Source organism: Streptomyces stoeckheimensis, from assembly GCF_045822005.1.
GTDB classification, from domain to species: Bacteria; Actinomycetota; Actinomycetes; order Streptomycetales; family Streptomycetaceae; genus Streptomyces; species Streptomyces stoeckheimensis.
This window is the reverse complement of the sequence record NZ_CP169550.1, coordinates 4,651,204-4,676,071: the sequence shown is the minus strand read 5'-3', so window position 1 is coordinate 4,676,071 and position 24,868 is coordinate 4,651,204. Positions and strand designations below refer to the sequence as shown.

23 protein-coding genes and 1 tRNA gene are annotated in these 24,868 nt (G+C 72.2%); 7 read left to right on the top strand and 17 right to left on the bottom strand.

Annotated elements, in window-relative coordinates; genetic code table 11:
• Positions 1-91 precede the first annotated feature (91 nt).
• Positions 92-3,577 (top strand): PAS domain-containing protein, encoded by a 3,486-nt coding sequence (locus tag ACE1OC_RS21190; RefSeq protein WP_407838317.1) that lies wholly within the window; start codon positions 92-94, stop codon positions 3,575-3,577.
• A 13-nt stretch (positions 3,578-3,590) separates the two neighbouring features.
• Positions 3,591-4,169, top strand: a complete 579-nt coding sequence (locus ACE1OC_RS21185) for an antibiotic biosynthesis monooxygenase (protein ID WP_266956816.1) — start codon at positions 3,591-3,593, stop codon at positions 4,167-4,169.
• Positions 4,170-4,187: 18 nt separating this feature from the next.
• Here the strand turns inward: ACE1OC_RS21185 and ACE1OC_RS21180 are convergent, their stop codons facing one another.
• The 9 genes from ACE1OC_RS21180 to ACE1OC_RS21140 form a co-directional block, all read right to left on the bottom strand.
• Positions 4,188-5,837: a long-chain fatty acid--CoA ligase gene (locus ACE1OC_RS21180; protein ID WP_407838316.1), complete on the bottom strand. Its 1,650-nt coding sequence runs from the start codon at positions 5,835-5,837 to the stop codon at positions 4,188-4,190.
• A 141-nt stretch (positions 5,838-5,978) separates the two neighbouring features.
• Complete coding sequence (locus ACE1OC_RS21175; RefSeq protein ID WP_407838315.1) at positions 5,979-6,512, bottom strand: SigE family RNA polymerase sigma factor; 534 nt, start codon at positions 6,510-6,512, stop codon at positions 5,979-5,981.
• 223 nt (positions 6,513-6,735) lie between these two features.
• Positions 6,736-7,902 (bottom strand): lipid-transfer protein, encoded by a 1,167-nt coding sequence (locus ACE1OC_RS21170; protein WP_250738542.1) that lies wholly within the window; start codon positions 7,900-7,902, stop codon positions 6,736-6,738.
• Positions 7,899-8,318, bottom strand: coding sequence for a MaoC family dehydratase (locus tag ACE1OC_RS21165; protein ID WP_407838314.1), 420 nt, complete (start codon positions 8,316-8,318; stop codon positions 7,899-7,901). The genes ACE1OC_RS21170 and ACE1OC_RS21165 overlap by 4 nt, the downstream gene beginning before the upstream one ends.
• Positions 8,315-9,361: an acyl-CoA dehydrogenase family protein gene (locus ACE1OC_RS21160; protein ID WP_407838313.1), complete on the bottom strand. Its 1,047-nt coding sequence runs from the start codon at positions 9,359-9,361 to the stop codon at positions 8,315-8,317. Before ACE1OC_RS21160 ends, ACE1OC_RS21165 begins: the two co-directional genes overlap by 4 nt.
• Complete coding sequence (locus ACE1OC_RS21155) at positions 9,361-10,350, bottom strand: bifunctional MaoC family dehydratase N-terminal/OB-fold nucleic acid binding domain-containing protein (protein WP_407838312.1); 990 nt, start codon at positions 10,348-10,350, stop codon at positions 9,361-9,363. The genes ACE1OC_RS21160 and ACE1OC_RS21155 overlap by 1 nt, the downstream gene beginning before the upstream one ends.
• The gene (locus ACE1OC_RS21150) at positions 10,347-11,504 is read right to left on the bottom strand and encodes an acyl-CoA dehydrogenase family protein (protein ID WP_407838311.1); all 1,158 of its coding nucleotides are present in this window, start codon (positions 11,502-11,504) and stop codon (positions 10,347-10,349) included. Before ACE1OC_RS21150 ends, ACE1OC_RS21155 begins: the two co-directional genes overlap by 4 nt.
• Positions 11,505-11,686: 182 nt before the next feature.
• Complete coding sequence (locus ACE1OC_RS21145; protein ID WP_250738547.1) at positions 11,687-11,998, bottom strand: hypothetical protein; 312 nt, start codon at positions 11,996-11,998, stop codon at positions 11,687-11,689.
• Between the two features lie 774 nt (positions 11,999-12,772).
• A complete protein-coding gene (locus ACE1OC_RS21140) occupies positions 12,773-13,189 on the bottom strand; it encodes a DUF6344 domain-containing protein (RefSeq protein ID WP_407838310.1) in 417 nt (138 codons plus the stop codon).
• A 293-nt stretch (positions 13,190-13,482) separates the two neighbouring features.
• On the opposite strand from ACE1OC_RS21140, the gene ACE1OC_RS21135 reads away from it, so the two are divergent.
• Together ACE1OC_RS21135 and ACE1OC_RS21130 are read left to right on the top strand one after the other, a co-directional pair.
• On the top strand, positions 13,483-13,821 hold the full coding sequence (locus ACE1OC_RS21135) for a hypothetical protein (protein WP_407838309.1): 339 nt from the start codon (positions 13,483-13,485) through the stop codon (positions 13,819-13,821).
• 105 nt (positions 13,822-13,926) lie between these two features.
• On the top strand, positions 13,927-14,547 hold the full coding sequence (locus ACE1OC_RS21130; protein WP_407838308.1) for a hypothetical protein: 621 nt from the start codon (positions 13,927-13,929) through the stop codon (positions 14,545-14,547).
• A 103-nt stretch (positions 14,548-14,650) separates the two neighbouring features.
• Here ACE1OC_RS21130 and ACE1OC_RS21125 read toward each other — a convergent pair.
• The 6 genes from ACE1OC_RS21125 to ACE1OC_RS21100 form a co-directional block, all read right to left on the bottom strand.
• Positions 14,651-14,735 (bottom strand) — tRNA-Ser (locus ACE1OC_RS21125).
• 57 nt (positions 14,736-14,792) lie between these two features.
• Positions 14,793-15,764 (bottom strand): trypsin-like serine peptidase, encoded by a 972-nt coding sequence (locus tag ACE1OC_RS21120; protein ID WP_407838307.1) that lies wholly within the window; start codon positions 15,762-15,764, stop codon positions 14,793-14,795.
• Between the two features lie 134 nt (positions 15,765-15,898).
• Complete coding sequence (locus tag ACE1OC_RS21115) at positions 15,899-16,957, bottom strand: YeiH family protein (RefSeq protein WP_407838306.1); 1,059 nt, start codon at positions 16,955-16,957, stop codon at positions 15,899-15,901.
• Positions 16,957-17,511, bottom strand: a complete 555-nt coding sequence (locus ACE1OC_RS21110; protein WP_407838305.1) for a cysteine dioxygenase — start codon at positions 17,509-17,511, stop codon at positions 16,957-16,959. The genes ACE1OC_RS21115 and ACE1OC_RS21110 overlap by 1 nt, the downstream gene beginning before the upstream one ends.
• A 107-nt stretch (positions 17,512-17,618) precedes the next feature.
• On the bottom strand, positions 17,619-18,524 hold the full coding sequence (locus ACE1OC_RS21105) for a LysR substrate-binding domain-containing protein (RefSeq protein ID WP_407838304.1): 906 nt from the start codon (positions 18,522-18,524) through the stop codon (positions 17,619-17,621).
• Between the two features lie 173 nt (positions 18,525-18,697).
• Positions 18,698-20,281: a S1C family serine protease gene (locus tag ACE1OC_RS21100; protein ID WP_407838303.1), complete on the bottom strand. Its 1,584-nt coding sequence runs from the start codon at positions 20,279-20,281 to the stop codon at positions 18,698-18,700.
• A gap of 236 nt (positions 20,282-20,517) precedes the next feature.
• Here ACE1OC_RS21100 and ACE1OC_RS21095 point away from each other — a divergent pair, with 236 nt between their 5' ends.
• From ACE1OC_RS21095 to ACE1OC_RS21085, 3 genes are all read left to right on the top strand, one after another.
• Complete coding sequence (locus ACE1OC_RS21095) at positions 20,518-21,318, top strand: glycerophosphodiester phosphodiesterase (RefSeq protein ID WP_407838302.1); 801 nt, start codon at positions 20,518-20,520, stop codon at positions 21,316-21,318.
• Between the two features lie 180 nt (positions 21,319-21,498).
• Entirely contained in the window at positions 21,499-22,005 is a 507-nt protein-coding gene (locus tag ACE1OC_RS21090) for an ATP-binding protein (RefSeq protein WP_382977834.1), read from the top strand.
• 155 nt (positions 22,006-22,160) lie between these two features.
• On the top strand, positions 22,161-23,135 hold the full coding sequence (locus tag ACE1OC_RS21085; protein ID WP_407838301.1) for a DUF5926 family protein: 975 nt from the start codon (positions 22,161-22,163) through the stop codon (positions 23,133-23,135).
• A gap of 250 nt (positions 23,136-23,385) precedes the next feature.
• Here ACE1OC_RS21085 and ACE1OC_RS21080 read toward each other — a convergent pair whose 3' ends face one another.
• Both ACE1OC_RS21080 and ACE1OC_RS21075 read right to left on the bottom strand, forming a co-directional pair.
• Positions 23,386-24,054 (bottom strand): hypothetical protein, encoded by a 669-nt coding sequence (locus ACE1OC_RS21080; RefSeq protein WP_407838300.1) that lies wholly within the window; start codon positions 24,052-24,054, stop codon positions 23,386-23,388.
• Between the two features lie 107 nt (positions 24,055-24,161).
• Entirely contained in the window at positions 24,162-24,860 is a 699-nt protein-coding gene (locus ACE1OC_RS21075; protein ID WP_407838299.1) for a bifunctional DNA primase/polymerase, read from the bottom strand.
• Between the last annotated feature and the right edge of the window lie 8 nt (positions 24,861-24,868).

The window sequence follows — 24,868 nt, the reverse complement described above, 5'->3', positions numbered from 1 at the left end:
TGCACCGGCCATCCGCCCCCTCGCCGGGAGCCCGTGCCCTTAGACTCCTCCCGTGACATGCCGGTAGTTGTGGTCAGGGAGGAAGCTCGTCGTGAGCAGCAGGCCATCCCGAGGCGCTGCTCGCCTCGCAGCAATACTCGACGCTCTTCCGGACGCGCTGTTGCTCGTCAACGCCAACGGCACGGTCGTCAACGCGAATTCGATCGCCCTCGAGGTCATGGAGAGCCCCGGTACCGGGCTCGTCGGCCGGGGCGTGCTCGATCTCCTGCCCGATTTCGACTCCAAGCTGATCCCCGGCTCCATGCGCCGGCCCGGCGAGGACGAGGGCGGCCGCGCCCGTCCGAAACGGATGGTCGCCCGCCGCACCGACGGCAGCGAGTTCCCCGTCGAGGTCACCGCCGCCCATCTCGACGGCCGTGACGCCTACCGTGAGCCGCAGCCCTCGTACACCGGCGACGAGCTGCTGATGCTCGTCGTACGGGACCTCTCGCAGACGGTGGACACCGAGGCCGAGCTGGCCCGCTCCCAGCGGCAGACCGAGATGATCCTGCGCGCTGCCGCCGAGGGCGTCGTCGGCACGGACACCGACGGCAGGGTCGTGCTGGTCAATCCGGCCGCCGCCCAGATCCTCGGCTACCGCGCCACCGACCTCGGCAACCGCGAACTGCACGGGCTGGTCCAGCACTCGCGCGCCGACGGTTCGCCGTTCCCCTTCGAGGAGTCCCCGCTCGCCGACACCCTGCGCAGCGGACGCAAGCACCGGGTCCGCGGCCAGGTGCTGTGGAACAAGGCCGGGCAGCCCGTCGCCGTGGACCTGACCACCTCTCCCGTACGGGACGGGGAGCAGCTCGTCGGCGCCGTCATGACCTTCACCGACCGGCGTTCCTACGACGCGCTGGCCGCCCGCCACGCCCAGCTGCTGTCCGTCCTCGGCGACTCCCTGCGCGGACCGCTGGAGGAACTGCGCGGCGAGCTGGCCACGCTGGCCGCCGACGACGCGGGCCAGCTGTGGCCCGAGGCCAACCAGCTCCTGCACCACCTGGCCGCCGGCTACTCCCGGATGACCACGCTGGTCGACAACGTGCTCTCCTTCCAGCGGCTCGATGCGGGCGGCGAGAAGCTCGACAAGAAGAAGGTGCTGATCGACGGGGTCGTCGCGGCCGGTGTCGACGGCGCGGTCGAGCTGATCGGCCCCGGGCGGGCGCAGTTCGCCGTGCACGCCCCGACGATCGAGGCCGAGGTGGACGCGGAGCGGATCTCGACCGCCCTCGCGCACCTGGTCGCGGACGTCGCCGGGGTGGACGCCACCGGCAAGACCCGCCAGGGCAGCGGGTACATGGACTCGACGATCGTGGTGGCCGCCGCGCAGCGCGGCGAGGTCGTACGGATCGAGGTGCGCGGCCCGTACGAGGGCGGCAGCCCGGTGCACGAGCCGATCGTGCGGGGCATCGTGGAGGCGCACGGCGGTGTGCTGCAGACGGTGGAGGTGCCGGGCGCGCCCGGCGGCGCGTACGTATTGGAACTGCCGCTGGGTGCGGGAGCCGGGACGGTCACCCTGCCCGAGCCCGAGGAGGCTCCCCCGGCCGAGCCCGGGACCGAGGGCGGCCCGGGGCAGGTCTCCGGCGGCCGACGGGCCCGGCGCGGCGTGGACGCCTTCCTCGACGACGACTCCGCTGCCGACGCGGGCGCCGACGCCGCCACCGGGAAGGGAGCCGGCAACGGCCCCGGCACGGGCATGGCGAAAGCGGGCCAGGACCGCGCCGACGGCACTGACGGCGCCGACGGCGGGAGCGCTCTGGCGCTGCCGTCCGGGCGGCGCAGGGGCGGCGAGGCCGCGGCCGTGGCCCGGCCCGGCGACGGCGCCCCCGCGGAGCTCGCCCAGTCCCCCGTGAACCCGGCGGGCCTGGGCGGAAGCGGCACCGGGCGGCGCCGCGGCCAGAACGGCGACGGCAGCGGCGGCGACGCGGCCGCCGGCGGCAACGACCGTCCGGGCGGCCCCGGGCGGCCCGTGCCCCCGCAGGGCACCGCCATGCCCGCGCTCCCGCCCGTTCCGGTGCCTCCCGTGCCGGTGCCCCCGTTCCCGGGGCTCCCCGTTCCGCTGACGGAGCACCCCGCCGGGCGGCGGCGTGCCCTGGGCTCGGCGGGACCGGCGCAGCCGGGCGGCCCCGTGCCGGCGACCGGGCTCGGGCCGACGCCCGTGCCGATGCCCCCGCCCCCGGCCTCCCCCGCTCCCGTACGGCCCATCGCCCCCGAGGGCGGCTTCGCGCTGCCCGCCGGCCCGACGCCGGCTCCGCAGCCGCCGCAGGCCCCCGCCGTGGCCGGCTCCGCCGCTGGTGCCGAGGCCGACGCGGAAGCCCCGGGCGGGCGGCGCGGGCGCCGGGTGCTGGGAGCCCCCGGCACCGGCCCCGAAGGCGCCGAAGCCGCCGCCGGGCGGCCGGACGCGGGCGCTCAGGGCCCCGTAGCCCCCGAGACGCATCCCACCGGGCGGCGGCGTGCGCTGCCCGCCACCCCGGCCTGGCCGGTTCCGGCGGCCCGTACCGCCCCCGAGGACTCGGACGGCGTCGGGCAGATCGCCGTACCCGGAGCCCGGCAGCCGCAGGACACCCCCGCGGAGGCCGCCGGGGCCCCGATCAGCGTCCGCGCGCTGGGCAGCCTCGGCCAGGGCGGCGGGGCCGGCGACACCAACGGCTCCGGCCGGCGGCGCCGCCTCGCGGAGCCCGCGCCCGAGGGCCGCGCCTTCGCCATAGGAGCACCCGAAGAGGGCTCCGCCGAGGGCCCCGAGCCGCTGGACGGGCCCGGTGGCGCCGTCGAGGTGGTCAACCGGACCGTGCCGCGTCCCGTGGACGACGAGCTGCCGCCCGAGCCGCTGGACAACCCGCGCCGGCTCCTGGTGTGGCCGGCTCCGGACGCACAGACGCAGGCCGCACTCAGCGACCGCGGCTACCGCCCGGTGATCGTGCACTCCCGCGAGGAGGTCGACGCGCAGATCGCCGCGTTCCCCGCCGCGCTGTTCGTGGACCCGCTGACCGGGCCGATCACCCGGACCGCCCTGCAGTCGCTGCGCCAGGCCGCGGTGGCCGCCGAGGTGCCCGTGCTGGTCACGGCCGGGCTGGGGCACGCCACGCGCGAAGCCGCGTACGGCGCCGATCCGGCCGTGCTGCTCAAGGCGCTCGCGCCGCGCGACAGCGAGCAGCACCCCTCCCGGGTGCTGCTGATCGAGGAGCACGACGAGATCGCGACCGCCCTGACCGCCGCCCTGGAGCGGCGCGGCATGCAGGTCGCGCGGGCCGACGCGGATACGGACGCCGTGGAGCTGGCGACCCGGATGCGGCCGAACCTGGTGGTGATGGACCTGATGCAGGTGCGCCGTCGGCGGGCCGGGATCGTGGACTGGCTGCGCGCCAACGGGCAGTTGAACCACACCCCGCTGGTCGTCTACACGGCCACCGGGATCGAGCCGTCCGAACTGCCGCGGCTGGCCTCGGGCGAGAGCGTGCTGTTCCTCGCCGAGCGGTCCACGACGGCGGACGTGCAGGGCCGCATCGTGGACCTGCTGGCCAAGATCGGCACCAACTAGTCATTCTGGCCGCATGGCCATCATCGACACGAGCGAGCAGACCGTCCCCGCCGACAACGGGGAGGTCAGCCTGCTCATCGCGCGACAGGTGGATCCGGGCCACGAGGAGAACTTCGAGGCCTGGGCCCACGGGATCCTGGAGACGGCCGCGGCCTTTCCGGATCACCTGGGGTACGGCCTGTTCCGCCCGGCCGTCGAGGGCGGGCCCTGGTTCCTGGTCCACCGGTTCCGCAACCAGGCGGCCTTCCAGCGGTGGCAGGACTCCGCCGAGCGCGCCGCCTGGTTCTCCAACTGCCTCGGGCACCACCACACCGAGATAGCCCGGCGCGAACTGCACGGCATGGAGACCTGGTTCGCGAAGCCGGGTACGGCCCGGCCCGCGCCGCCGCGGTGGAAGATGGCGATCAGCTCGGGGCTGGCCATCTTCCCGATCTCGCTCGCGGGCAACGCGCTGCTCGGGCCGTACCTGGTGAACCTGCACTTCGTGCTGCGGACGGCCGCGTTCGCCGTCGTCTTCAGCACCCTGATGACCTACGTGGCCATGCCCGCGATCAGCAAGCTGCTGCGGCCCTGGCTCACGCGCGGCCAGTAGCCCCGCGGAGCCGGTGACTCAGTCGATCTTGGTGACGTCGAGGACACCGTCCGCGTACTGCTTGCGGATCACCTTCTTGTCGAACTTGCCGACGCTCGTCTTCGGCACCGCTTCGACGATCGCCCAGCGCTCCGGCAGCTGCCACTTGGCGATCGTCTGGCCGAGGAAGGCGCGCAGCCCCACGTAGTCCACGGTGGCCCCCTCCTTCAGGACGACGGTGGCCAGCGGGCGCTCGTCCCACTTCTCGTCGGGGACGGCCACGACCGCCGCCTCGGCGACCTCGGGGTGGGCCATCAGCGCGTTCTCCAGCTCCACGCTGGAGATCCACTCGCCGCCGGACTTGATGACGTCCTTGGCCCGGTCGGTGAGGGTCAGGTAGCCGTCGGTGCTGATCACGCCGACGTCGCCGGTCTTGAGCCAGCCGTCCGCGCTGAACTTGTCCTCGGGCCGGGTCGGTTCGCCGGTCGCGCCGCCGTAGTAGGAGCTCGCGATCCAGTTGCCGCGGACCTCCAGCTCACCCGCGGACTCGCCGTCCCAGGGCAGGATGTCGCCGCCGGGGCCCACCAGGCGGGCCTCGACGCCCGCCGGGAAGCGGCCCTGGGTGATGCGGTACGGCCACTCCTCCTCGGCCGTCAGACCGGCCGGCGGGTGGGCCATGGTGCCCAGCGGGGAGGTCTCGGTCATCCCCCAGGCGTGGCAGAGGCGTACGCCGAGCCGGTCGTAGGCCTCCATCAGGGCGGGCGGACAGGCCGCGCCGCCGATGGTGACCTGCTTCATCGAGGTGAGGTCGCGCGGGTTGGCGGTGACCTCGGCGAGCAGCCCCTGCCAGAGGGTCGGGACGGCCGCGGCGTGGGTCGGCTTCTCCCGCTCGATCATGTCGGCGAGCGGGGCGGGCTGCAGGAAGCGGTCCGGCATCAGCATGTTGATGCCGGTCATGAAGGTGGCGTGCGGCAGGCCCCAGGCATTGACGTGGAACTGCGGGACGACGACGAGACTGGTGTCCTTGCTGGTCAGGCCCATCGACTCGGTCATGTTCACCTGCATCGAGTGCAGGTAGATCGAGCGGTGGGAGTAGCTGACGCCCTTCGGGTCCCCGGTGGTGCCGGAGGTGTAGCACATGGCCGCGGCCTGGCGCTCGTCCAGCTCGGGCCAGTCGTAGGTGTCCTGGCGGCCCGCCAGGAGCTCCTCGTACTCGTGCACGCGCACGCCGAGGCCCTCCAGCGCGGAGCGGTCGCCGATGCCCGCGACCACGACGTGCTCGATGGTCGGCAGGTGCGGCAGGAGCGGGACGAGCAGCGGCAGCAGGGTCCCGTTGACCAGCACGACCTTGTCGGCCGCGTGGTTGACGATGAAGACCAGCTGCTCGGGAGGGAGCCGCAGGTTCAGCGTGTGCAGGACGGCGCCCATGGAGGGGATCGCGAAGTACGCCTCGACGTGCTCGGCGTTGTTCCACATCAGGGTCGCGACGCGGTCGTCCTGCCGGACGCCCAGCTCGTCGCGCAGGGCGTTGGCCAGGCGCGTGGCACGGGTCCCGATCTCGGCGAAGCTGCGACGGTGCGGCTCGGCCTCCCCGGTCCAGGTCGTGACCTGGGACTTCCCGTGGATCGTCATCCCGTGCTGCAGTATGCGGGTGACGAGGAGTGGTACGTCCTGCATGGTGCTCAGCAAAGCGTCCTCCCGGTGAGCGCTGCGGCGCTGCGGCGGCTACGGATGCTGCGATTCTGCGCACGTACCGGTCGGCATGTCACTACCCAAGAGTAGAAACGCGGCGTTGTTTCACGTGAAACATCGGCCGGGTGGGGGTGGCACTCAGCGGACGGGGGTCAGTTCCGGGTCCTCGCGGAGCTTGACCAGCGCCCGGGAGACGGCGCTCTTGACGGTGCCCACGGAGACTCCGAGCAGCTCGGCGGTCTGGGCCTCGCTCAGGTCCTCGTAGTAGCGGAGGACCACCATCGCCCGCTGCCGGTCGGGCAGCCGGGTCACCGCGCGCCACATCGCGTCGCGCAGCGCCTGCGCCTCGGCGGGGTCGGCGGCCGGCGGTTCGTCGGCCTCGGGCAGCTCGTCGCAGACGAACTCGTCGACCTTGCGCTTGCGCCACTGGCTGGTGCGGGTGTTGACCAGGGCCCGGCGGACGTACCCGTCCAGGGCGCGGTGGTCCTCGATGCGGTCCCACGCGACGTAGGTCTTGGTCAGCGCCGTCTGGAGGAGGTCCTCGGCGTCGCAGGGGTTGGCGGTGAGCGAGCGCGCGGTGCGCATCAGGACCGTGCCGCGGGTCCGGACGTACGCCGAGAACGACGGGTACGGCGTCGGATTCGAGGCGAGCGTGCACACAGGCGTGGTCATGCCTCCACGCTAGGAGCGGCGCGGCCCGATGGGATCGGCCGCAAGTGCCGAAGCGGGATCCGTCTCAGGTTGTAGGGCTGAGGCCCGCCCCACCTCCTGAAGGTGGAGGAGGCGGGGCTTCCACAGGGGGTTGATCAGCCGTCCGCAAGGGGCTGCTCGGCCGTCCGCAAGGGGCTGATCGGTCGTCCGCAAGGCGCTGCTCAGCCGTCCACGAAGGGGCTGATCAGCCGTCCGCGCCCAGGATCAGGCCGGAGGTCGGGACCCCGGTACCGGCTGTGACCAGGGCGTGGGCGGCCCCGGAGACCTGGTTCACGGAGGTGCCGCGCAGCTGGCGGACCGCCTCGGCGATGCCGTTCATGCCGTGCAGGTACGCCTCCCCGAGCTGGCCTCCGTGGGTGTTGAGCGGCAGCGCGTCCGCGGCCACGAAATCGGCCGCCTCGCCCGGCGCGCAGAAGCCGAACTCCTCCAGCTGCATCAGCACGAACGGCGTGAAGTGGTCGTAGAGGATGCCGACGTCGATGTCCGAGGGCCGCAGTCCGCTGGTCCGCCACAGCTGGCGGGCGACCACGTCCATCTCCGGGAGCCCGGTGAGGCCGTCCCGGTAGAAGGAGGACATGGCCTCCTGGCGACGGCCCGCGCCCTGTGCGGCCGCCGTGATCACGGCGGGCTTCTGCCGCAGGTCGCGGGCCCGCTCGGCGGTGGTGACGACGATGGCCTGGCCGCCGTCCGTCTCCTGGCAACAGTCGAGCAGCCGCAGCGGCTCGACGATCCAGCGCGAGGCCGCGTGGTCGGCGAGGGTGATGGGCTTGCCGTAGAAGTAGGCGGCCGGATTGTTCGCCGCGTGCCGGCGGTCGGTGACCGCGACGTGGCCGAAGGCCTCCGGGGTCAGGTTGTAGGCGTGCAGGTAGCGCTGGGCCGTCATGGCCACCCAGGAGGCCGGGGTGAGCAGCCCCCAGGGCAGCGACCAGCCGAGCGCCGCGCCCTCCGCCGAGGGTTCTCGCTGCTGGACGCCGGAGCCGAAGCGGCGGCCGGAGCGCTCGTTGAAGGCGCGGTAGCAGACCACGACCTCGGCGACTCCGGTGGCGACGGCGAGGGCGGCCTGCTGGACGGTGGCGCAGGCGGCGCCGCCGCCGTAGTGGATGCGGGAGAAGAAGGAGAGGTCCCCGATGCCGGCCGCCTGGGCGACGGTGATCTCGGGGCTCGTGTCCATCGTGAAGGTGACCATGCCGTCCACGTCGGCGGGGGTGAGCCCGGCGTCGTCGAGGGCCGCGTGCACGGCTTCGACGGCCAGCTTGAGCTCACTGCGGCCGGAGTCCTTGGAGAACTCGGTCGCGCCGATGCCGGCGATGGCGGCGCGGCCGCCGAGCTGGTCGCGGGTGCGGACGCTCATGCCGTGCCCTCCGGGGTGCCGAGGCCGTCCTGCATGGTGTCCAGCGTGACGGTGACGGTGCCCGTGACGTGGTGGCCGATGCCGTTGGCGCCGACCACGCGGATCTCGGCGGTGTCCCCGTCGACGGCGGTGACGGTCCCCGTCAGCGTCATGGTGTCGCCGGGGTAGTTCGGGGCGCCGAGGCGGATCGCCACCTTGCGCAGCACGGTGGCCGGGCCCAGGTGGTCGGTGATGTAGCGACCGACCAGGCCGTTGGTCGTCAGGATGTTCATGAAGATGTCCGGGGAGCCCTTCTCCCGCGCGAGCACCGCGTCGTGGTGCACGTCCTGGTAGTCGCGGGAGGCGATCGCGCCCGCGACGATCAGGGTGCGGGTGACCGGTATCTCCAGCGGCGGCAGTGTGTCGCCGATGTTCATGCGGCGTCTCCTTCGGGTGCGTCGTCGGACAGGACCGCGCCCAGCTCGGCCAGCAGTTCGCTGCCGCAGCCCAGGTACGCGTCGAGCTGGCGTCCCCACAGGAAGTGCCGGTGGACCGGGTGGTCGAGGTCGGCGCCCATGCCGCCGTGCAGGTGCTGGCCCGCGTGGACGACCCGTTTGCCCGCTTCCGAGGCCCACCAGGCCGCCGTCAGCGCGTGCTCGCCCGCCGGGAGGTCCTCGTCCATGCGCCAGGCCGCCTCGTACGCGGTGACCCGTATCGCCTCGGTGTCCATGTAGGCGTCGGCCGCGCGCAGCATGACCCCCTGGTTGGTGGAGAGCGGCCGGCCGAACTGTTCGCGGGTGGAGGTGTACTCCACGGCGCGGGCCAGCGAGCCCGCGCAGACCCCCGCCTGGAGGCCGGCGAAGGCGGTCCGGGCGACGGCCAGTACGTCCGCGTAGGCGCCTTCTCCCCCGACCCGTTCCGCCTCGGCGCCGGTCAGGGTCAGGCGGCCCGCCGACCAGGGAGCGGTGGTCTCTACCGGCTCCGTACGCACCCCGGACGCGTCCGTCCGTACGAGCCACAGGGCTCCCGTCCCGTCCGGGACCAGCACGTGCGTGGCCTCGCGCAGCCAGGGCACGGCGGGGGCGCCGCCGGTGAGCCGGCCGTCCGGCGAAGTGGTGATCCGGCCGCGGTCCGGGAAGGCCCCGGTGGCGACCGCGTCTCCGGAACTCAGCGCGGGGAGCAGTCGTGCACGCTGTTCGTCGGTGCCGTGCCGGGTCAGGGCGAGGATCCCGTACACGCACGTGGCGGCGTACGGGACCTGCGCGGTCGTGCGGCCCTGTTCCTCCAGCAGGAGCACCAGGCCGAGCAGGCCGACGTCCTCGACGGCGGCGGTCAGCCCGGCGGTGGTGAGGGCCTTCCACAGCTCGGCGTCACTGCCGGTGCCGGCGGCGCCGAGGCGGTCGTGGGTGGCGAGGTCGCCGAAGATCTGGGCGGCGAGTCCGGCCGCGGCGGCCTGTTCCTCGGTGGGGTGGAAGTCCATCAGGCCTCGCTCCCCCGGAAGACGGGCAGTTCCAGTTCCTCGTCCACGCGCAGGAACTCCAGGTGCACGGGCAGCCCGATGCGGACCTTGTCGTACGGGACGCCGGTGATGTTGCTGACCATCCGGACGCCTTCGGCGAGCTCGACGAGCGCCACCGCGTAGGGCGGGTCGAAGGCGGGGAAGGGTGGATGGTGCATGACCACGTAACTGAACACCGTGCCGGCCCCGGAGGCCTCGACCGTGTCCCAGTCCGGGCTCCCGCAGGTGTTGCAGCCGGGGAGCCAGGGGAAACGGAGCGTCGCGCAGGCGGTGCAGCGCTGGATCAGGAGCTTGTGCGCGCGGACGCCGTCCCAGAAGCCCTGGTTGTCGCGGTTGATCACGGGGCGGGGGCGCTGGGCGGCGGGCTTCTTCCTGCCCGGCTCGGTGGATCCTCCCGGCTCGGTGGGCTTCTTCGCCGCCGGGGCGTACTTGAGGATCCGGAAGCGGTGGGTCCCGGCCGGTTCGCCGTTGGCGTGGACGTCCATGCGGGTGGTCACGAAGTGGCCCGTGCCGAGTTTGGTGGTCTTGCGCGGCGACACCGACTCGATGACGGCGTCGAAGGTGATCGCGTCGCCGGGGCGCAGCGGCCGCAGGTACTCCTGCTCGCAGTCGGTGGCGACGACGGAGGTGCAGCCCGCGCCGTCGAGCAGCGCGAAGAGCTCGTCGTAGGCCGAGGAACGGTCGCCGTGGCCGGAGAGCCCGCCCATCGTCCACGCCTGGAGCATGGTGGGCGGGGCGATGGCGTCCGGCCCGGTGTAGGCGGGGTTGGCATCGCCCATCGCCTCGCACCAGTGGCGGATCATCGGCTCGTTGACCGCGTCCTTGCCCTGGCCGGCGGTGGCGGCGGGCTGCCCTTCGAAGGACGCGAGCAGGGTGTGGAAGCGTGCGGCTTCCCCTTCCGCTTCCGCCGGTTCGGTGGCGGAGGTGTCCGTGGCGGGCTTGGCGGTCATCGCTTCCTTCCCTTCATACCGAGCCGCATCATGGCGACGATCTCCCGTTGGACCTCGCTGACGCCGCCCCCGAAGGTGTTGATCTGGGCGGCCCTGTTCATCCGCTCCAGCTCCCCGCCCGCGAAGACCTCGGGGCCGGATCCCCGGACGAGCGCCTCCTCCCCCACCACCTCCTGGCAGATCCGGTACACCTCGACGGTGGACTCGGTGCCCAGGAACTTCACGCCGCTCGCGTCGCCCGGGGCCAGGGTGCCGGCGCCGACGTCCTGGACGAGGCGCCAGTTGAGGAGGCGTACGGCGGCGAGCCGCGCGTGGGCCTCGGCGAGCCGCGACTGCACCCAGGGGCGGTCGGCGGGACGGTCGCCGGTGACCGGGTCGGGGGTGCGGGCGTGGTCGAGCGCGCCGCGGTAGAAGTCTTCGGCCTGCATGCCGATGGCGGCGAGGGCCACGCGTTCGTGGTTGAGCTGGTTGGTGATCAGGCCCCAGCCGCCGTGCTCGGGGCCGACGAGGTTGCCGGCGGGCACGCGGATCGAGTCGTAGTACGTGGCGGTCGTGGTCAGGCCGCCGACGGTGTCGATCGGGGTCCAGGAGAAGCCGGGGTCGTCCGTGGGCACCAGGATGATGGAGATGCCCTTGTGCTTGGGGGCCTCCGGGTCGGTGCGGCAGGCGAGCCAGATCCAGTCGGCGTTCTGGGCGTTGGAGGTGAAGATCTTCTGGCCGTCGATCAGCCAGCCTTCGTCGTCCCGGACCGCCCGGGTGCGCAGCGAGGCGAGGTCGGTGCCCGCCTCGGGCTCGGAGTAGCCGATGGCGAAGACGAGTTCGCCCTTGAGGATCCGGGGCAGAAAGTAGTCCTTCTGCTCCTGCGTCCCGTACTTCATCAGGGTCGGGCCGACGGTGTTGAGGGTGACCATGGAGACGGGGGCGCCGGCCCGGTAGGCCTCGTCGAAGAACACGAACTGCTCGTCCGGGCCGCGGCCCTGACCTCCGTACTCGACGGGCCAGCCGAGGCCGAGGAGTCCGTCGGCGCCTATGCGGCGCAGTAGTGCGCGCTGCTCGGCGGGGTCCTCGGGCACCCCGTCCGGCAGCAGGTTTCCGAAGTACTCCCGCAGCTCGGAGCGGAGCCGCAACTGGCCTTCGGTCGGGGCGAGGTGCACGGCGCTGGCCTCCCGGCATCACATCATCAAGTGGAGCTGACTGTCCGTCAGATTCCAGGTGGATGTCAAGGCCGGGGCACTGTGACGGAGCACGTAAAACGCCCGAGGGCGCCCGCACTACCGGACCCCAGCCGGTCCGGTCGCACAGGCGCCCTCGTCAGTCGGTGCGGCTCAGGCCGCGGCTACCACCAGGGGTAGAAGTTCACGGCCACGGTGGAGTTGTGCTGTTCGATCGCGGTGAAGGCCGAGCCGTTGACCTGCGCGGTGTTGTTCTGGTTGGACGCGCCGGATCCGGTGGCCACCTGCTGCGAGGTGGAGGAGTTGCCGTGGTTGTTGCCACCCACGCCGCTGCCGATGATGCTGGCGACGCTCGCATTCGATCCGTCGTTCGCGAAGGAGCCGTTGTCGGCCGATGCCACCCCGCCGAAGAGGGCGACGGCGAGGGGGAGAGCGGCGACGGCGGCGATGACGCGGGCGGTACGGATGCTTGCCATGTCTGTATCCTCCAGAAAACCGAAGTGGGGTTTACTCCAAGGCAGTTGGCCGACCGCCTCGGTCGTTCCGTGTGGTGACGACGTCGCGAGACCAGAGTTGCCCACCGAATCCCCGGCGAACCACCCCGGAGTCCCCGATTCCCCCGCAAGCATGACCAACATCGGATAAACCCCATTCGCGCCCCCGGCGCCCCAGGTCAGCGCGTCGAGACCCGCCGAAACCCCCGCCGGGCAAGGGGCGAACCGTTCCGCCAAAACAGCCGGCCCCGGACATGCCGAAAAGGGCCGCGCCGTCCGGGAACCCCACCGCCTCCCGGGCCTGCGGCCCTGCGCTGCCAAGCTTCACGCCCCCTGCACGCCCCCGGCGCTCGCCGGGGCCTTCCCACTGTGCCCCGCTCCGGGGCACCTTCACGGCACGATCCGCGGTCGCGGCCTGCTCACACCGACCGACCGGGCTCAAGCACCTGCGCTGCGCTGCGTTGCTCTCGCGTTCTGCTGCCTTGCTCCTGCGTGCTCCTGCGTACTGGGTGGCGGGTACTCCTGGTGCTGGGTACTGGGTCCTGCCGCGTCCTGCTGTGTCCTGCCGTGCCCTGCCGTGTCCTGCGTCCGGGCGCCGCGCACTGGGCCCTACACCTTGCACCTGCGCGCACTGCGTCCTGCGGTCAACGGGTCCTGCGATCAACCGGTTCTGCGATCAACGGGCCCTACGGTCGACGGGTCCTGCGGTCGACGGGTGCCGCGTCTGCGTACGGAACGAGTGCTCCGTGCCGCGCACTACGCGGCGAGGGCCATGTCCCGGCGAGCGGCTCCGACGCGGACCGCTGCGGCGATCGCGGCACTACGGACACTGTCGTCCACTCCGAACTCGGACCCGGACCCGATTCCGGAACCGGCGGACAGGGCGGTGGTGGAGCGGCGGACGGACGGGGTCTTGCCGTGGGCCTCGGCGCGGATGCGCTGCTTGATGGTGGGCGGGAGCGAACCACCGCGCATCATCGCCCTCCAGGTCCGTCGGGCCATGAAGGCCGGCCGGTTCACCGCGACGGCCGCGGGGGCGGCGGCGGGGGAGGAGGAGAGCGGGGTGGCGGCGGCCTGGGCGGCCTTGCCGCCGAGGCCGAGGGAGGCGAGGAGGGCCACGAGGGCCGCGAGGACGGTGGTCCAGATCGACGTGATGGTGCTGCGGTGAGCCATGACGGGTCCCTCATTTCGCGATGTTCCGACGGGTGGATCTGAATACATTCGTCATGATGCGGGCGCAAGCGGAGCGCCTCCACGCCCCGCGCCGATCTTCCGACAAACACCACTCAAAGGGGCTAATAGCACAATTTCGATCCCTTGAACCCTCGCGCGAACCCGGGCGGGACTTTCACCGCAAGATCGCCATCTCCCCTTTCACAGACGGCTGTTGATATCGGCAGAGCTCGCGCTCCACGCTCCACCACAGCACGGCGGATCTTCTTCTCATGGTCGGGGGACCACGTTCCATGCAGAACCGAAACGTACTGATATCGGGTGCAGGCATCGCGGGCACCGCCTTGGCCCACTGGCTGCGCCACCACGGATTCCGGCCGACCGTGGTAGAGCGCGCCTCCGCCCTCCGGGAGGGCGGCTACAAGATCGACATGCGCCGCTTCGCGGAGGAGAACCAGAAGCTCGGCCCCTCGAACATCAAGCACATGGTCATGCGGACCAAGCGCCAGATCTCGATCCAGCTGACCGTGCTCTCCCTCCTGGGCCGCCTGCCGGGCAAGCAGCGCATGATGGCCAAGGTCATGGAGCCGATCCAGAAGGCCGCGAACTCCATCACCCTCAAGGACTACTGATCCGGCGGGAGGTCGGTGTGCACCCCGGGCACCCACCACCACCGCTCCGGCGGGCACACCTCAAATCCCTCGCCCGATGCCGCCCCACCGAGCAGAATTCCCGGCATGGGGACAGACATCTACGGCTTCATCGAGTGCCGCTGGGATCGCTGGCTGGACGAGGACGACCGCAGCTGGAACAAGGCCGCTGACATCGCGGACCTCTACAACGGTCGCTCCTACGCCGCCTTCGGGTCGCTGTTCGGCGTGCGCGAGCCCACTACGTTCCCTCCGCTCGCCGACTGCCGCGGCCTCCCCGAGGACGCATCCCAGGAGAGCCGCACCGCCTTCGAGGCGTGGGGCAGGGATTCGAGGGGCTCGTCCTGGATCACCTGGGCGGAGCTGGCAGCCGTGAACTGGGATGAGCTCGCGACGGAGGTCGACGACTGCGTGCACGAGTACCGCCGCGGCGCCGACGGAACCTGGGAGCTGTACGGCAGGAACACCGGCCTCACCCGCTTCACCGAGCTCTCCGGCATCGCCGAAGCCCAAGTCCTCCGCGACGCGGTGCGCGCCAACCCGGAGGGCACGGAGTGGCCCGACGGCGACCGCCTGTTCCGCGTCGGCCCGCTCCGGCGCAGGGACACGGTGCCCGAGAGCGATTGGGGTGCCGTCTGGGCCGTCATGCGCACCTTGGCCGGCCTGCACGGGGACGAGGGCGTCCGCCTGGTCGTCTGGTTCGCCTGACTCCACCGGTCGGGCACGTGGCCTGCACGAGCAGCGGAGAACGCAGAAGGGGTGCCCCGGAACGGGGCACCCCTTCCTGGCTGGGCCTCGGCCCTGCCTGGTGCGGTGGGTGTGGGATTTGAACCCACGGTGACTCGCGCCACGACGGTTTTCAAGACCGTTCCCTTAGGCCGCTCGGGCAACCCACCTGGCGGGTACAGAGTACCGGGCGGCTGGGGTGGGCGGCGCTGGGGATTTTCTGGAGGTCAGGCGGTCTGGGCCTTGTCGTAGGCCGCCTTCGCCTCGTTGCCGAAGTACGGGCCGTACATCCGGTTCGGGAGGAACGTGTAGCCGAAGCTGTTCACCGAGACCTGGGTGCCCAGACCGGTCGCCTCGTTGAAGTCCTGGAACCAGGGGCCGCCGCTGGAGCCGCCGGTCATGTTGCACGGCAGGCTGTGGTCCTTGGTCAGCAGGAAGTCCTTGCCGCTGTTGCCACTGCAGTAGACGAGCTTGGTGCCGTCGTACGGGGCCGCCGCCGGGAAGCCGAAGGCGTACATCTTCTTGTTGTAGCCGCCGTTGAACACGATGCCCTGGGCTCCGACGGTCTGGCTGAGCGTCCGGCCGTCCAGTGGGGCGACGACCGCCAGGCCGACGTCCATGTTCATGTCCTCGCTCGCCACCCACTGGTCGGTCGCGAAGGTCTTGGTGGCCCTCCACTGCCCGTAGGGCGCGTTCCCGTTGTCGTAGCCCGGGACGAAGATCCAGTCGGTGTGCCAGGCGCCCTGGTACTTCACGCAATGGCCGGCGGTGATCACCGTGCTGCCGTTGGCGCTGGTGATCGAGTCGCCCGAGCAGGAGGCGCTCTTCCCGTTGAAGGTGAAGAAGACCCGGCCCGAGGTTTTGACCACCGCGCCGCCGGATGTCCACGCGCCGCCCGGCTGGGGGAAGGCCGCGGGGGAGGCCTTGAGGGAATCCTTGAGGAAGCCCGTGGGGGAGGAACTCGCGGGGGTCGGGGCGATCGTCGTGGGGTGCTCCGAGGTGGTGGGCGCCGTACGGGCGGTCGCGCCCGGGGCGGCCGTGATGTCCAGCGGGGTGGCGGCCCGCATCCGCTCGGCCGACCAGGAGCCCTGGGAGGCGGGGCGCGGTACGGCGGCCGAGGGGGAGGCCGCCGTCAACGCACCCGCGAGCAGGGTGCCCGTCGCGAGCAGAACCGATATGGCTGTCCGATGGCGATTCACGCATGACTCCTTCTGCCGTGCCCGGATGAAGAGTTGTCGGTGCGGATCGGGGGCAGAGTGGCACGCCGGGAACGAGATGTCAGGCAGCAGTCGGAACGTTCGGTCGGTTCCGGCCAGGAAATGGCCAACTCCGGTTAGGTGGTGAGGAGAACGCCCGCATACGAGGCTCCGGCCACCACCACCCAGGCCGCGAGACCCAGGAGGGCGGCCCGGCCGCCGGTACGGGACAGGGTGGGCAGGTGAACCGCGCTGCCCAGGCCGAACAAGGCGGCGGCCAGCAGCAGTTCCTGCGCGGTGTGCGCCCCTTCCAACGCTACGTCGGGCAGTACCCCGGTGGCGCGCAGCGCGGCCGCGGCGAGGAACCCGGCGACGAACAGCGGCACCGGAGCCGGGCGGCGGCCCGAGGACGTGCGCACTCCGCGCCGGCGGGCCCGTACCGAGAAGGCCACCGCCGCGACCAGCGGGGCCAGCAGTGCCACGCGCATCAGCTTGACCAGCACCGCTTCGCCGAGGGCGCCGGGGCCCGCCGTCTGGGCGGTCGCCACGACCTGGCCGACGTCGTGGACGCTCGCACCCACCCAGCGGCCGAAGTCCGGGTCGGAGAGGCCGAGGGGAGACTGGAGGAGCGGGAGCACCGCGATGGCGAGGGTCCCGCACAGGGTGACCAGGGCCACCGAGGAGGCCACGTCCTCCTCGTCACTGCCCGACACCTGACTGACGGCCCCGATGGCCGAGGCCCCGCAGATCGAATATCCGGTGGCGATCAGCAACGGCTGGTCCCCGGGGAGTCCGAGCCGCCGGCCGAGCCAGAGGGTGCCGAGGAAGGTCGCCGCCACCACCCCGGCCACCATCGCCACGGTGGCCCAGCCCAGCCGGAGCACCTCGTCCAGCCCCAGCGCCAGGCCCAGCAGGACGATGCCGATCCGCATCAGGCGACGCCCGGCCAGCGAGAGGCCCGGCCGCGCGGGTCCCCGTACGACGCCCCGTAGGCCGGGGAGGTGCGCCGCGGCGATGCCGAGCACCACCGACACCGTCAGCATCGGAGCCCAGGGCACCAGCCGGTGCACCGACCAGGCCACCATGACTCCGGCCGCCGCGAGGCCCAACCCGGGCCACGATGACGATGTTTCACGTGAAACATCGACCGGAACCGGTGATCCCGCCCCGCGCACCGGGCGGTTCAGCAGGGCCATCAGTCGGTCGGGAGCGTGTAGACGCGGCGGACACTGCTGCCCAGGCGTACGACGTCGGCGCCGTAGACGTGCAGGGATATCGCCTTCGTACGACAGGAGTTGCGGACCTTGTGGATGTCGCCGGGCGGGGCGAACCCGCAGACGTCACCGGGGCCGTTGACCACGTGTTCGGTCGCCACCAGCCGGGCTCCGGTGGTGGCCGTGGCGGGGACGAGGCGGTAGCGGAGCTCGCTCTCCTCGCCCTCGTGCACCCCGGCCACGCACCACGAGACGTGGTCGTGGACGGCGGTCTCCTGGCCCGGGAGCCACACCAGGGCCACCACGGAGAAGCTGCCGTCCGGCTCCGCGTGCAGGACGTGCTGCCGGTAGCGGTCGGCGTGCCCTTCGCACTGCTCGGGGGTGAGCAGACCGGGCGTCCCCAGGTGCGGGGCGAGGCGTTCGCCGACCAGGTAGGCGGTCAGATCGGGGGCCAGCCCCCGGTCGACGACCGTACGGATCTCACTGACGAGGGCGGCCATCCTCGCGGTCGTGCGGGCCGGCGTGGTGGTGGTCATAGGGGGAGCGTCGAGGAGCCCACCCATCACGTCCAACGACAGTTATGAGCTGAAATCCCAAGACCAGCTTATGGGTTGGGGTCTGAGCCTGATCCGTCTGCGGCGGTTCAGCAGCCGACGCGGTTGGAGGCCGCCTGCTTCAGGGCCTCCAGCACCACCGCCGTCGCCGGGACCCGTAGATGGTCGCGGTACACGTGTGCGGCGATGTGACGGCGGGCGGCCGGCAGCAGGGCCCGCCCGCACACCTTGCTCAGCGAGAGCGAAGGCAGCACCAGCGCGGGCATCATGGCCACGCCCAGGCCCTGTGCGACCAGGCTCTGGACCACCAGGTTGTCGTCGGTGGCGAACCGGATGTCGGGGACGAAGCCGAGCCCCGCGCATTCGTGCAGCAGGTTCGCCCGGCAGCGCGGGCAGCCGGCGATCCACCGCTCTTCGGAGAGGTCCGCGAGGTGCACGGCCCGCCGCCGGGCCAGTGCGTGCCCGGTCGGCAGCAGCACCGTCAGCTGGTCCTCCATGAGCCTGACCTCGGCGACCTCCTCCGGGACCTCCTCGTGCAGGCCGGGATAGGTGAAGGCGAGGGTGATGTCGCACTCGCCGCGCTCCAGCCTGCGCAGCGAGTCCGGGGGCTCCCCCTCCAGCAGCTCGACCTGAATGCCCGGGTGCTCCTTGGCCAGGCTGCTCAGGGCTTCCGGGACCAGGGTGACGTTGGCGCTGGGGAAGCCGCACAGCCGGACGCGGCCGGTCAGCAGCCGGGCGTAGGCCTTCAGCTGGGCCTCGGCGGCGGAGAGGCTGCCGAGGATGGCCTCGGCGTGCCGGGCCATGGACTCCCCGGCCTCGGTGAGCTGCATGCGGCGTCCGACGCGGGTGAACAGCGGGGTGCCGACGGCGCGTTCGAGCGCCTTCATCTGCTGGGTGATCGCGGGCTGCGTGTACCCGAGGACCCGGGCGGCGGCCGAGTAGGACCCCGAGGCGACCACCTCATGGAACGTCCGTATGTGCCGCGAATCGAACACGGTCGAAGCATAAGCGGACGTTGGGAGGGGCCGCAGGCACAATCGCGCCTACGGCCCCTCACCATCAAGCCAGTTGGTCCTGCCGCCCGCCGGTCCGGCCCGCGCGCGGCGGCCGGCCTGTGCGTCGCGGCCGGCCTGTGCGTCGCGGCCGGCCTGTGCGTCGCGGCCGGCCGCTACTTGTCGCCGACCCGCGAACCGAGGGTGATGTCCACCGTGGTCGGCTTGCCGCCGCGCAGGTAGGTCAGCTTCACCGTGTCACCCGGCTTGTACGTCCAGATCTCGCTGATCAGGGTCGGGCCGCTGTCGATCGGCTTGCCGCCGAGCTCGGTGATGATGTCGCCGGGCTTCAGCCCCGCCTTGCCCGCAGGGCCGTTCGGGTCGACCAGCTCGTTGGCCGAGGCGCCCGTCTCGGAGATCTTCGCGCCGTCGGTCTTGGCCGCGAGGTCCACGGAGACCGAGATCACCGGGTAGACCGGCTTGCCGGTCTTGATCAGCGATTCGGCGACGTTCTTCGCCTGGTTGACCGGGATGGCGAAACCGAGGCCGATGGAGCCGGCCTGGCCGCCGCCGAAGCCGCCGTTGCCGGCTGACTGGATCGCGGAGTTGATGCCGATGACCGCGCCGCGGCTGTCGAGCAGCGGACCGCCGGAGTTGCCCGGGTTGATCGAGGCGTCCGTCTGGAGGGCGCTCATGTACGAGTTCTTGCCGCTGGAGCCGTCACCCGAGGCGACCGGGCGGTTCTTGGCGCTGACGATGCCGGTGGTGACCGTGTTGGACAGGCCGAAGGGCGCGCCGATCGCGATGGTCGAGTCCCCGACGGCGACCTTGTCCGAGTCGCCGAGGGGCAGCGGCTTGAGCCCGGACGGCGGGTTCTTCAGCTTGAGGACGGCCACGTCGTACCCCTGGGCGCGACCGACGACCTCGGCCTCGTACTTCTTGCCGTCGGAGAAGGTCGCGCTGAGCTTGCCGCCGTTGGCCGCGGAGGCGACCACGTGGTTGTTCGTGAGGATGTGGCCCTGCTGGTCGTAGACGAAGCCGGTGCCGGTGCCGCCCTCGCCGTCGCCGGCCGAGGCCTCGATGGTGACGACGCTGGGCAGCGCGCCGGCGGCGAGGCCCGCGACGGAGCCGGCATCGCGCTTGAGGTCCTTGGGCGTGTTGCCGGCGCTGACCGTGGTCGAGCCGGAGACGTTGCCGCTCCGGTTGGCCGCCCAGTAGCCGACGCCACCGCCGACGCCGCCCGCGAGGAGCGCCGCAGCGAGCACGCCGGCGATCAGGCCGCCCTTGCCCTTCCGCTTGGGCTGCGGGGCACCGTCGGTGGCCAGGGGCACGCCCCAGGCGCCGCCGCCGTGGCCGCCGCCGGCCCCGTACGCGGGGGCCGCGGGCGGAGGAGGAGGCCAGCCCTCGGCGCCCAGCGCCTGCGGGGCCGGGGCCGGGGCCTCGGCGTACGCCGGGGTGACCGGCGGGACCGGGCTCTCGGCGTAAGCGGGAGCCTGAGGCTGGACGGGCGCGGCGGGCGCGGCGGGCTGGGCCGCGGCCGGGGGCTGCACTGCCGGAGGCTGCGCCGCCGGGGTCTGGGGGAGCTGCTGGGTCGGCTCGGCGCCGGGCGCGGGCGGCGGCGGCAACTGCTGCGTCACCGGCTCCACGGGCGCCGACGCGGCGGGCGCGGACGGCGCGGCGTCGACGGGCGCGGCCACCGGGGGTGCGGGCGGGGCCGCGGGGGGTGTCGGGGCCGCGGTGCCCTCGTTCTCGGTGCTCACAGCGCTCTCTCCTCGTCACACACGGCTTCAGAAATACGGGCGATATCGGTCCGACTGAACGTTCGACGTGCCGTACAAGTTCCTGGGCAAAGCCTTTCCCATGACCCGTCAGAGCACTGTAAGCCGGACCTGTGAGTCTCCCCCATCCTTTATCTCCGACATTTCGGGCGCATCCGCAGAAGCACCCGCAGGGCTCCCCCCGACATCCGGCCCCCTCTCGGTGGCACCATGAGCCGGTGACCCACGCAACGCCGCGCCCCATCCAGGTCGTCGCCCACCGCGGCGCCTCGGAGGATGCCCCCGAACACACGCTGGCCGCCTACCGCAAGGCCATCGACGACGGGGCCGACGCCCTCGAATGCGATGTCCGGCTCACGGCCGACGGCCATCTGGTCCTGGTCCACGACCGGCGGGTGAACCGCACCTCCAACGGCCGCGGCGCCGTCTCCGCACTGGAGCTGGCCGACCTGGCCGCCCTCGACTTCGGCTCATGGAAGGACCGCGAGGAGTCCCCCGACTGGGACGCGGACCCCGAGCGGACCTCCGTGCTCACCCTGGAGCGGCTGCTGGAGCTGGTCGCGGACGCCGGGCGGCCGGTACAGCTGGCCATCGAGACGAAGCACCCGACCCGCTGGGCCGGACAGGTGGAGGAGCGCCTGCTCTTCCTCCTCAAGCGCTTCGCGCTGGACGCCCCGCCCGCGGAGGGGCCGCACCCGGTCCGGGTGATGAGCTTCTCCGCACGCTCCCTGCACCGGATGCGGGCGGCCGCGCCGACGGTCCCGACCGTCTACCTGATGCAGTTCATCTCGCCCCGGATGCGGGACGGGCGGCTCCCGGCGGGAGTACGGATCGCCGGACCGGGCATGCGGATCGTGCGCAACCACCCGGCCTACGTCCGCAAACTTCAGGCCGCCGGGCACTCCGTTCACGTGTGGACCGTGAACGATCCGGAAGATGTTCAGCTCTGCGCTGATCTGGGCGTGGAAGCGATCATCACGAACCGGCCGCGACAAGTTTTGTCACAGCTGGGACGCTGACATCCCGTTTTGCGCATCCGTCCCACGCGCAACACCCGTTACGGGGTGTGCACCGGCGCATCCGCTCCGCATTCGGTCGCCCCGAATGCGTCAGAGGGCGCCGGTCCGGCGGTTTCCGGTCCAGGCCATTGGGGCATCCAGACCATGCGTGGGGCTAAGGAGGTTCCGGGGGTGGCGTTGATGGTGGCACAAGAAGTGCCCACGTCGTCGTGCATGGACGTGTCCCATGGTCCTGCGGGCGTGGGCGAGGCGAGGCACCGGATGCGCGAGCAGCTGCGCATCAGCGGGGTGTCCGAATCGATCGTGGATGACGCCGTTCTGATCCTTTCCGAACTACTCAGCAACGCCTGCCGGCACGGCAGACCGCTGGGCGCACGGGAGATCGGCGACGGCGGGATACACGCGTCGTGGCGCGTCGACAAGGCGGGGCGGCTGACGGTCGAGGTCACGGACGGCGGCGGGCCCACCCGTCCCCTCCCGGCCAAGCCCTCGGTCACCGCGCGGGGCGGGCGGGGGCTGAACATCATCAGCGCCCTGGCCCAGGACTGGGGTGTCCGGGACGGAGCGGCGGGTGAGGTCACCGTCTGGGCGACCGTTGCCTGTGGGCCCCGGCACGAGGATTTCGCTACGCGCGTTGCGCCCCCTGCGATCGATTTCAGTACGGCCTTCGACGATCTGGATCCCTGATCTGACCGGTCCCCGACCGCGGGTGGACGGATGGCGGCCGTCCGGGAGTGCACGCCGACCGTGCTCCCGGCCGCACCCCACCGGTTGTGGCGGTACGAACGGCTAGGCTCGCGCCCAGACCGACGCCGTACCGCCGCAACCGGGAGACACCCACGATGGCCAAGAAGCGCCCCGCCGCGAAGTCCGCAAAGCCGCAGCTCAACAACGGGGAGATCCCGGTGGTGGGCGCTCGCGAGCCCTGCCCCTGCGGATCCGGGCGCCGTTACAAGGCCTGCCACGGCGCGGCCGCCGCGCACGCCGTGACCGAGCACGTGGCCCGCCCGTTCGAGGGCCTGCCCGGCGAGTGCGACTGGGTCGCGCTGCGCGAGCTCGTCCCCGCCGCCACCGTGCCGCTCACCCTCAAGGGCGGACTGCCCGAGGGCGTCCCCTCCGTCACGCTGGTGACCGTACTCCCGCTGGCCTCGCCGGCACTGCGCCGCGAGGACGGCTCCGTGCTGCTCGGCCTGCAGAACGACTCGACCACCGGCGACCTCGCCCGGGACATGGCCGACACCCTGGAGCGCGCGCTCGCGGCCGAGCCCGGCACCGTCGTCGCGGCCCGCCGGGTTCCGGCCGAGGGTCCGCGACTTCAGGATCTCCTGTCCGCGGACGGCGGTTTCGAGCCGGTTGTCCACACCGGGTTCGAATTCTGGATTCCGGAAGCGGAGAGCGCCCAGAGCGCCTCCCCGGAGATCGCCGCCTCGCTGGAGCGCGCCAACGCGGCCGCCATCCCGACCGTCAAGCTGACCGGCGTGGATGCCGCCTACTGGTGCGAGACCCCGGACAAGAACCACCTGCGCTGGGTCATGCCGCACCCCGAGGAGAAGCTGCTCGACGCGCTCGCGCGGCTGCACGCCGCGGGCACGTCCTCGCTCGGCGAGGGCACCAAGCTGGTCGGCTCCTTCCGCGCCCACGGCCTGATGGTCCCCGTCTGGGACCTGCCGACCGGGGTCTCGGCCGAGGACGTGGAGAAGCCCGCGGCCGAGCTCGCGGAGCGGCTCGCCGCTGCTCTCGCAACGGACGCGCCGCTGACCACGGAGGAGCGCCGCGCCCGCGGCGGCCTCACCAACCGCCAGGTCACGCTCAGCTGACCTGGTGGCCGGCCCGTTCGCGGGCCGGCCACGAGGGTCGCCGGAGGGCCCCGGGGAGGGGCTGCGGGAGCGTCACCGGTCACCCGTCACCGGTGATCGGTGTCACAACTCCCGCTAATCGCCTGCAAATCGCTGTCCGAATATCAGAGATCGAATTTGCGAACAGGCGATCTCTTGTTACCGTTCTTGTAGCCCGGTCGCTGGTGCATCCCCCGTCGCCAGCGACCGGGCCCTTGATTTTCCGTGACGCTCAACCGTCACCCGGTACCGGTGAGTTGCTCCCGGACCGCAGGAGCAGGGCTCCTTCATCATCCGGAACTGCAAATTCCGCTACGGCCGAGTAGTCCCCCGGAACCCCGGCCGACTCCTCCTTCGGCGTTTCGCACAGCCCCGGTTCGTCGCCCGCACCAACCGCACAGCGGATCTGCACCGTGCGCCCCGCCGGACCCATCACCGTGAGCACCGCGTCGAGCGCGCGGCCGCTGGTGTTCCGGTAGTAGCTGCGCCCCCACGTCCGGCCCTCGCCCGACAGGACGCACGTCTGCGCCTCCACCCCCTGCGGGGAGGACAGTTCAGGTCCGCAGCGGGCGTCCGTACGCGGCTGCTCAGCCGGGCCCGGGCGGGCCGGCGCCGCGGCCGGGGTCTGCATACGGGACCGACCGGAGGCCGAATTCGCTCCCGAGCCGCCCGAATCGGCCGAGCCGGGAGAGTTATCAGCGCTGTCGGGGTTCTCGGAGTCCGCGCGGCCCGATTCCCCCGGGGCGCCCTTGGAGGGGTGCCCGAGGCCGAAGGTGGAGAGCAGCCCTCCGCCCTTTCCATCGCTCTGACCGGCGAAATCCGGCCCGGCGATCGCTCCCGCCAGCGGGAGCGACAAGATGATCAACACACCGGCGCCGATACCGATCAGGCGGAGATTCATTCGCCGAAGATAGCGATCCGGGAATGGGGCACGCAGATCCCCGCGCCCAATTCCCTTGGAAACTCGTCTCGCTGACACCCGTACGAGTGATCCGTCCGCGCACGGGCTCAGTACGCGAGTCGGCTCCCGCCGCCCGACGCCCCGCTGCTCGCCTCCACCAGCGCGTCCACGACCGCCTCCACCTCCGGCAGCCAGATCCCTCCGGCCCCCGCCGGTTCGCGCTCCCACCGCACCTGCCCGCCGCCGATCGCGAGTGAGGGCGGCAGCAGCAAGTAGCCGCCCTCGCCGTGGAAACGCAGCGAGGAGGGCACGTGGTCCTTGGCGTAGAGGATCTCGCCGAGCCGCTCCAGCGAGTACGGCTCCACGAGCAGCGACCACCGCGTGGGCGTGGCCACGATCGGCCCGAGCCGCATCCCCTCGGCGTCCAGTCGTGCGACGGCACGCGCGGCCGCTGCGGCGGGCAGGCTCACCGCGCAGGGCGCGCTCCCGCCGGTCGCCAGCAGGATCGGGGCGCCCGCCCGGTTGGCCCACCACCAGGACACCATTCGGGGGTCGGTGGTGGCCGCGAGCAGCCCGGGATCGAAGGGGTGTGCGCCGGGTACGGCGCAGTCGGGGTCGGGGCAGGCACACCGCGCGCTGTCGACGCCGGAGCGTCCGACGCCCGGCAGCACGGGCCAGTTCCAGGTGGTGGCGCAGGTCAGCGCCGCGTCGAGGAGGGCCGGCGCTTCACCCTGCGGCGGGGCGGGGCGCAGGGATTGCAAGCGATTGCGGAGCCGCTGGAGACGCCTTCCGAGGATCTCGCGCATGAGCGCTC

Bases quoted from the DNA above. Each gene is read 5' to 3' on its own strand.
- ACE1OC_RS21185 (WP_266956816.1), top strand. From the start codon at position 3,591: ATGGCCATCATCGACACGAGCGAGCAGACCGTCCCCGCCGACAACGGG.
- ACE1OC_RS21175 (WP_407838315.1), bottom strand. From the start codon at position 6,512: ATGACCACGCCTGTGTGCACGCTCGCCTCGAATCCGACGCCGTACCCG.
- ACE1OC_RS21170 (WP_250738542.1), bottom strand. From the start codon at position 7,902: ATGAGCGTCCGCACCCGCGACCAGCTCGGCGGCCGCGCCGCCATCGCC.
- ACE1OC_RS21165 (WP_407838314.1), bottom strand. From the start codon at position 8,318: ATGAACATCGGCGACACACTGCCGCCGCTGGAGATACCGGTCACCCGC.
- ACE1OC_RS21160 (WP_407838313.1), bottom strand. From the start codon at position 9,361: ATGGACTTCCACCCCACCGAGGAACAGGCCGCCGCGGCCGGACTCGCC.
- ACE1OC_RS21155 (WP_407838312.1), bottom strand. From the start codon at position 10,350: ATGACCGCCAAGCCCGCCACGGACACCTCCGCCACCGAACCGGCGGAA.
- ACE1OC_RS21145 (WP_250738547.1), bottom strand. From the start codon at position 11,998: ATGGCAAGCATCCGTACCGCCCGCGTCATCGCCGCCGTCGCCGCTCTC.
- ACE1OC_RS21140 (WP_407838310.1), bottom strand. From the start codon at position 13,189: ATGGCTCACCGCAGCACCATCACGTCGATCTGGACCACCGTCCTCGCG.
- ACE1OC_RS21135 (WP_407838309.1), top strand. From the start codon at position 13,483: ATGCAGAACCGAAACGTACTGATATCGGGTGCAGGCATCGCGGGCACC.
- ACE1OC_RS21130 (WP_407838308.1), top strand. From the start codon at position 13,927: ATGGGGACAGACATCTACGGCTTCATCGAGTGCCGCTGGGATCGCTGG.
- ACE1OC_RS21115 (WP_407838306.1), bottom strand. From the start codon at position 16,957: ATGGCCCTGCTGAACCGCCCGGTGCGCGGGGCGGGATCACCGGTTCCG.
- ACE1OC_RS21110 (WP_407838305.1), bottom strand. From the start codon at position 17,511: ATGACCACCACCACGCCGGCCCGCACGACCGCGAGGATGGCCGCCCTC.
- ACE1OC_RS21090 (WP_382977834.1), top strand. From the start codon at position 21,499: ATGGTGGCACAAGAAGTGCCCACGTCGTCGTGCATGGACGTGTCCCAT.
- ACE1OC_RS21085 (WP_407838301.1), top strand. From the start codon at position 22,161: ATGGCCAAGAAGCGCCCCGCCGCGAAGTCCGCAAAGCCGCAGCTCAAC.
- ACE1OC_RS21080 (WP_407838300.1), bottom strand. From the start codon at position 24,054: ATGAATCTCCGCCTGATCGGTATCGGCGCCGGTGTGTTGATCATCTTG.
- ACE1OC_RS21075 (WP_407838299.1), bottom strand. From the start codon at position 24,860: ATGCGCGAGATCCTCGGAAGGCGTCTCCAGCGGCTCCGCAATCGCTTG.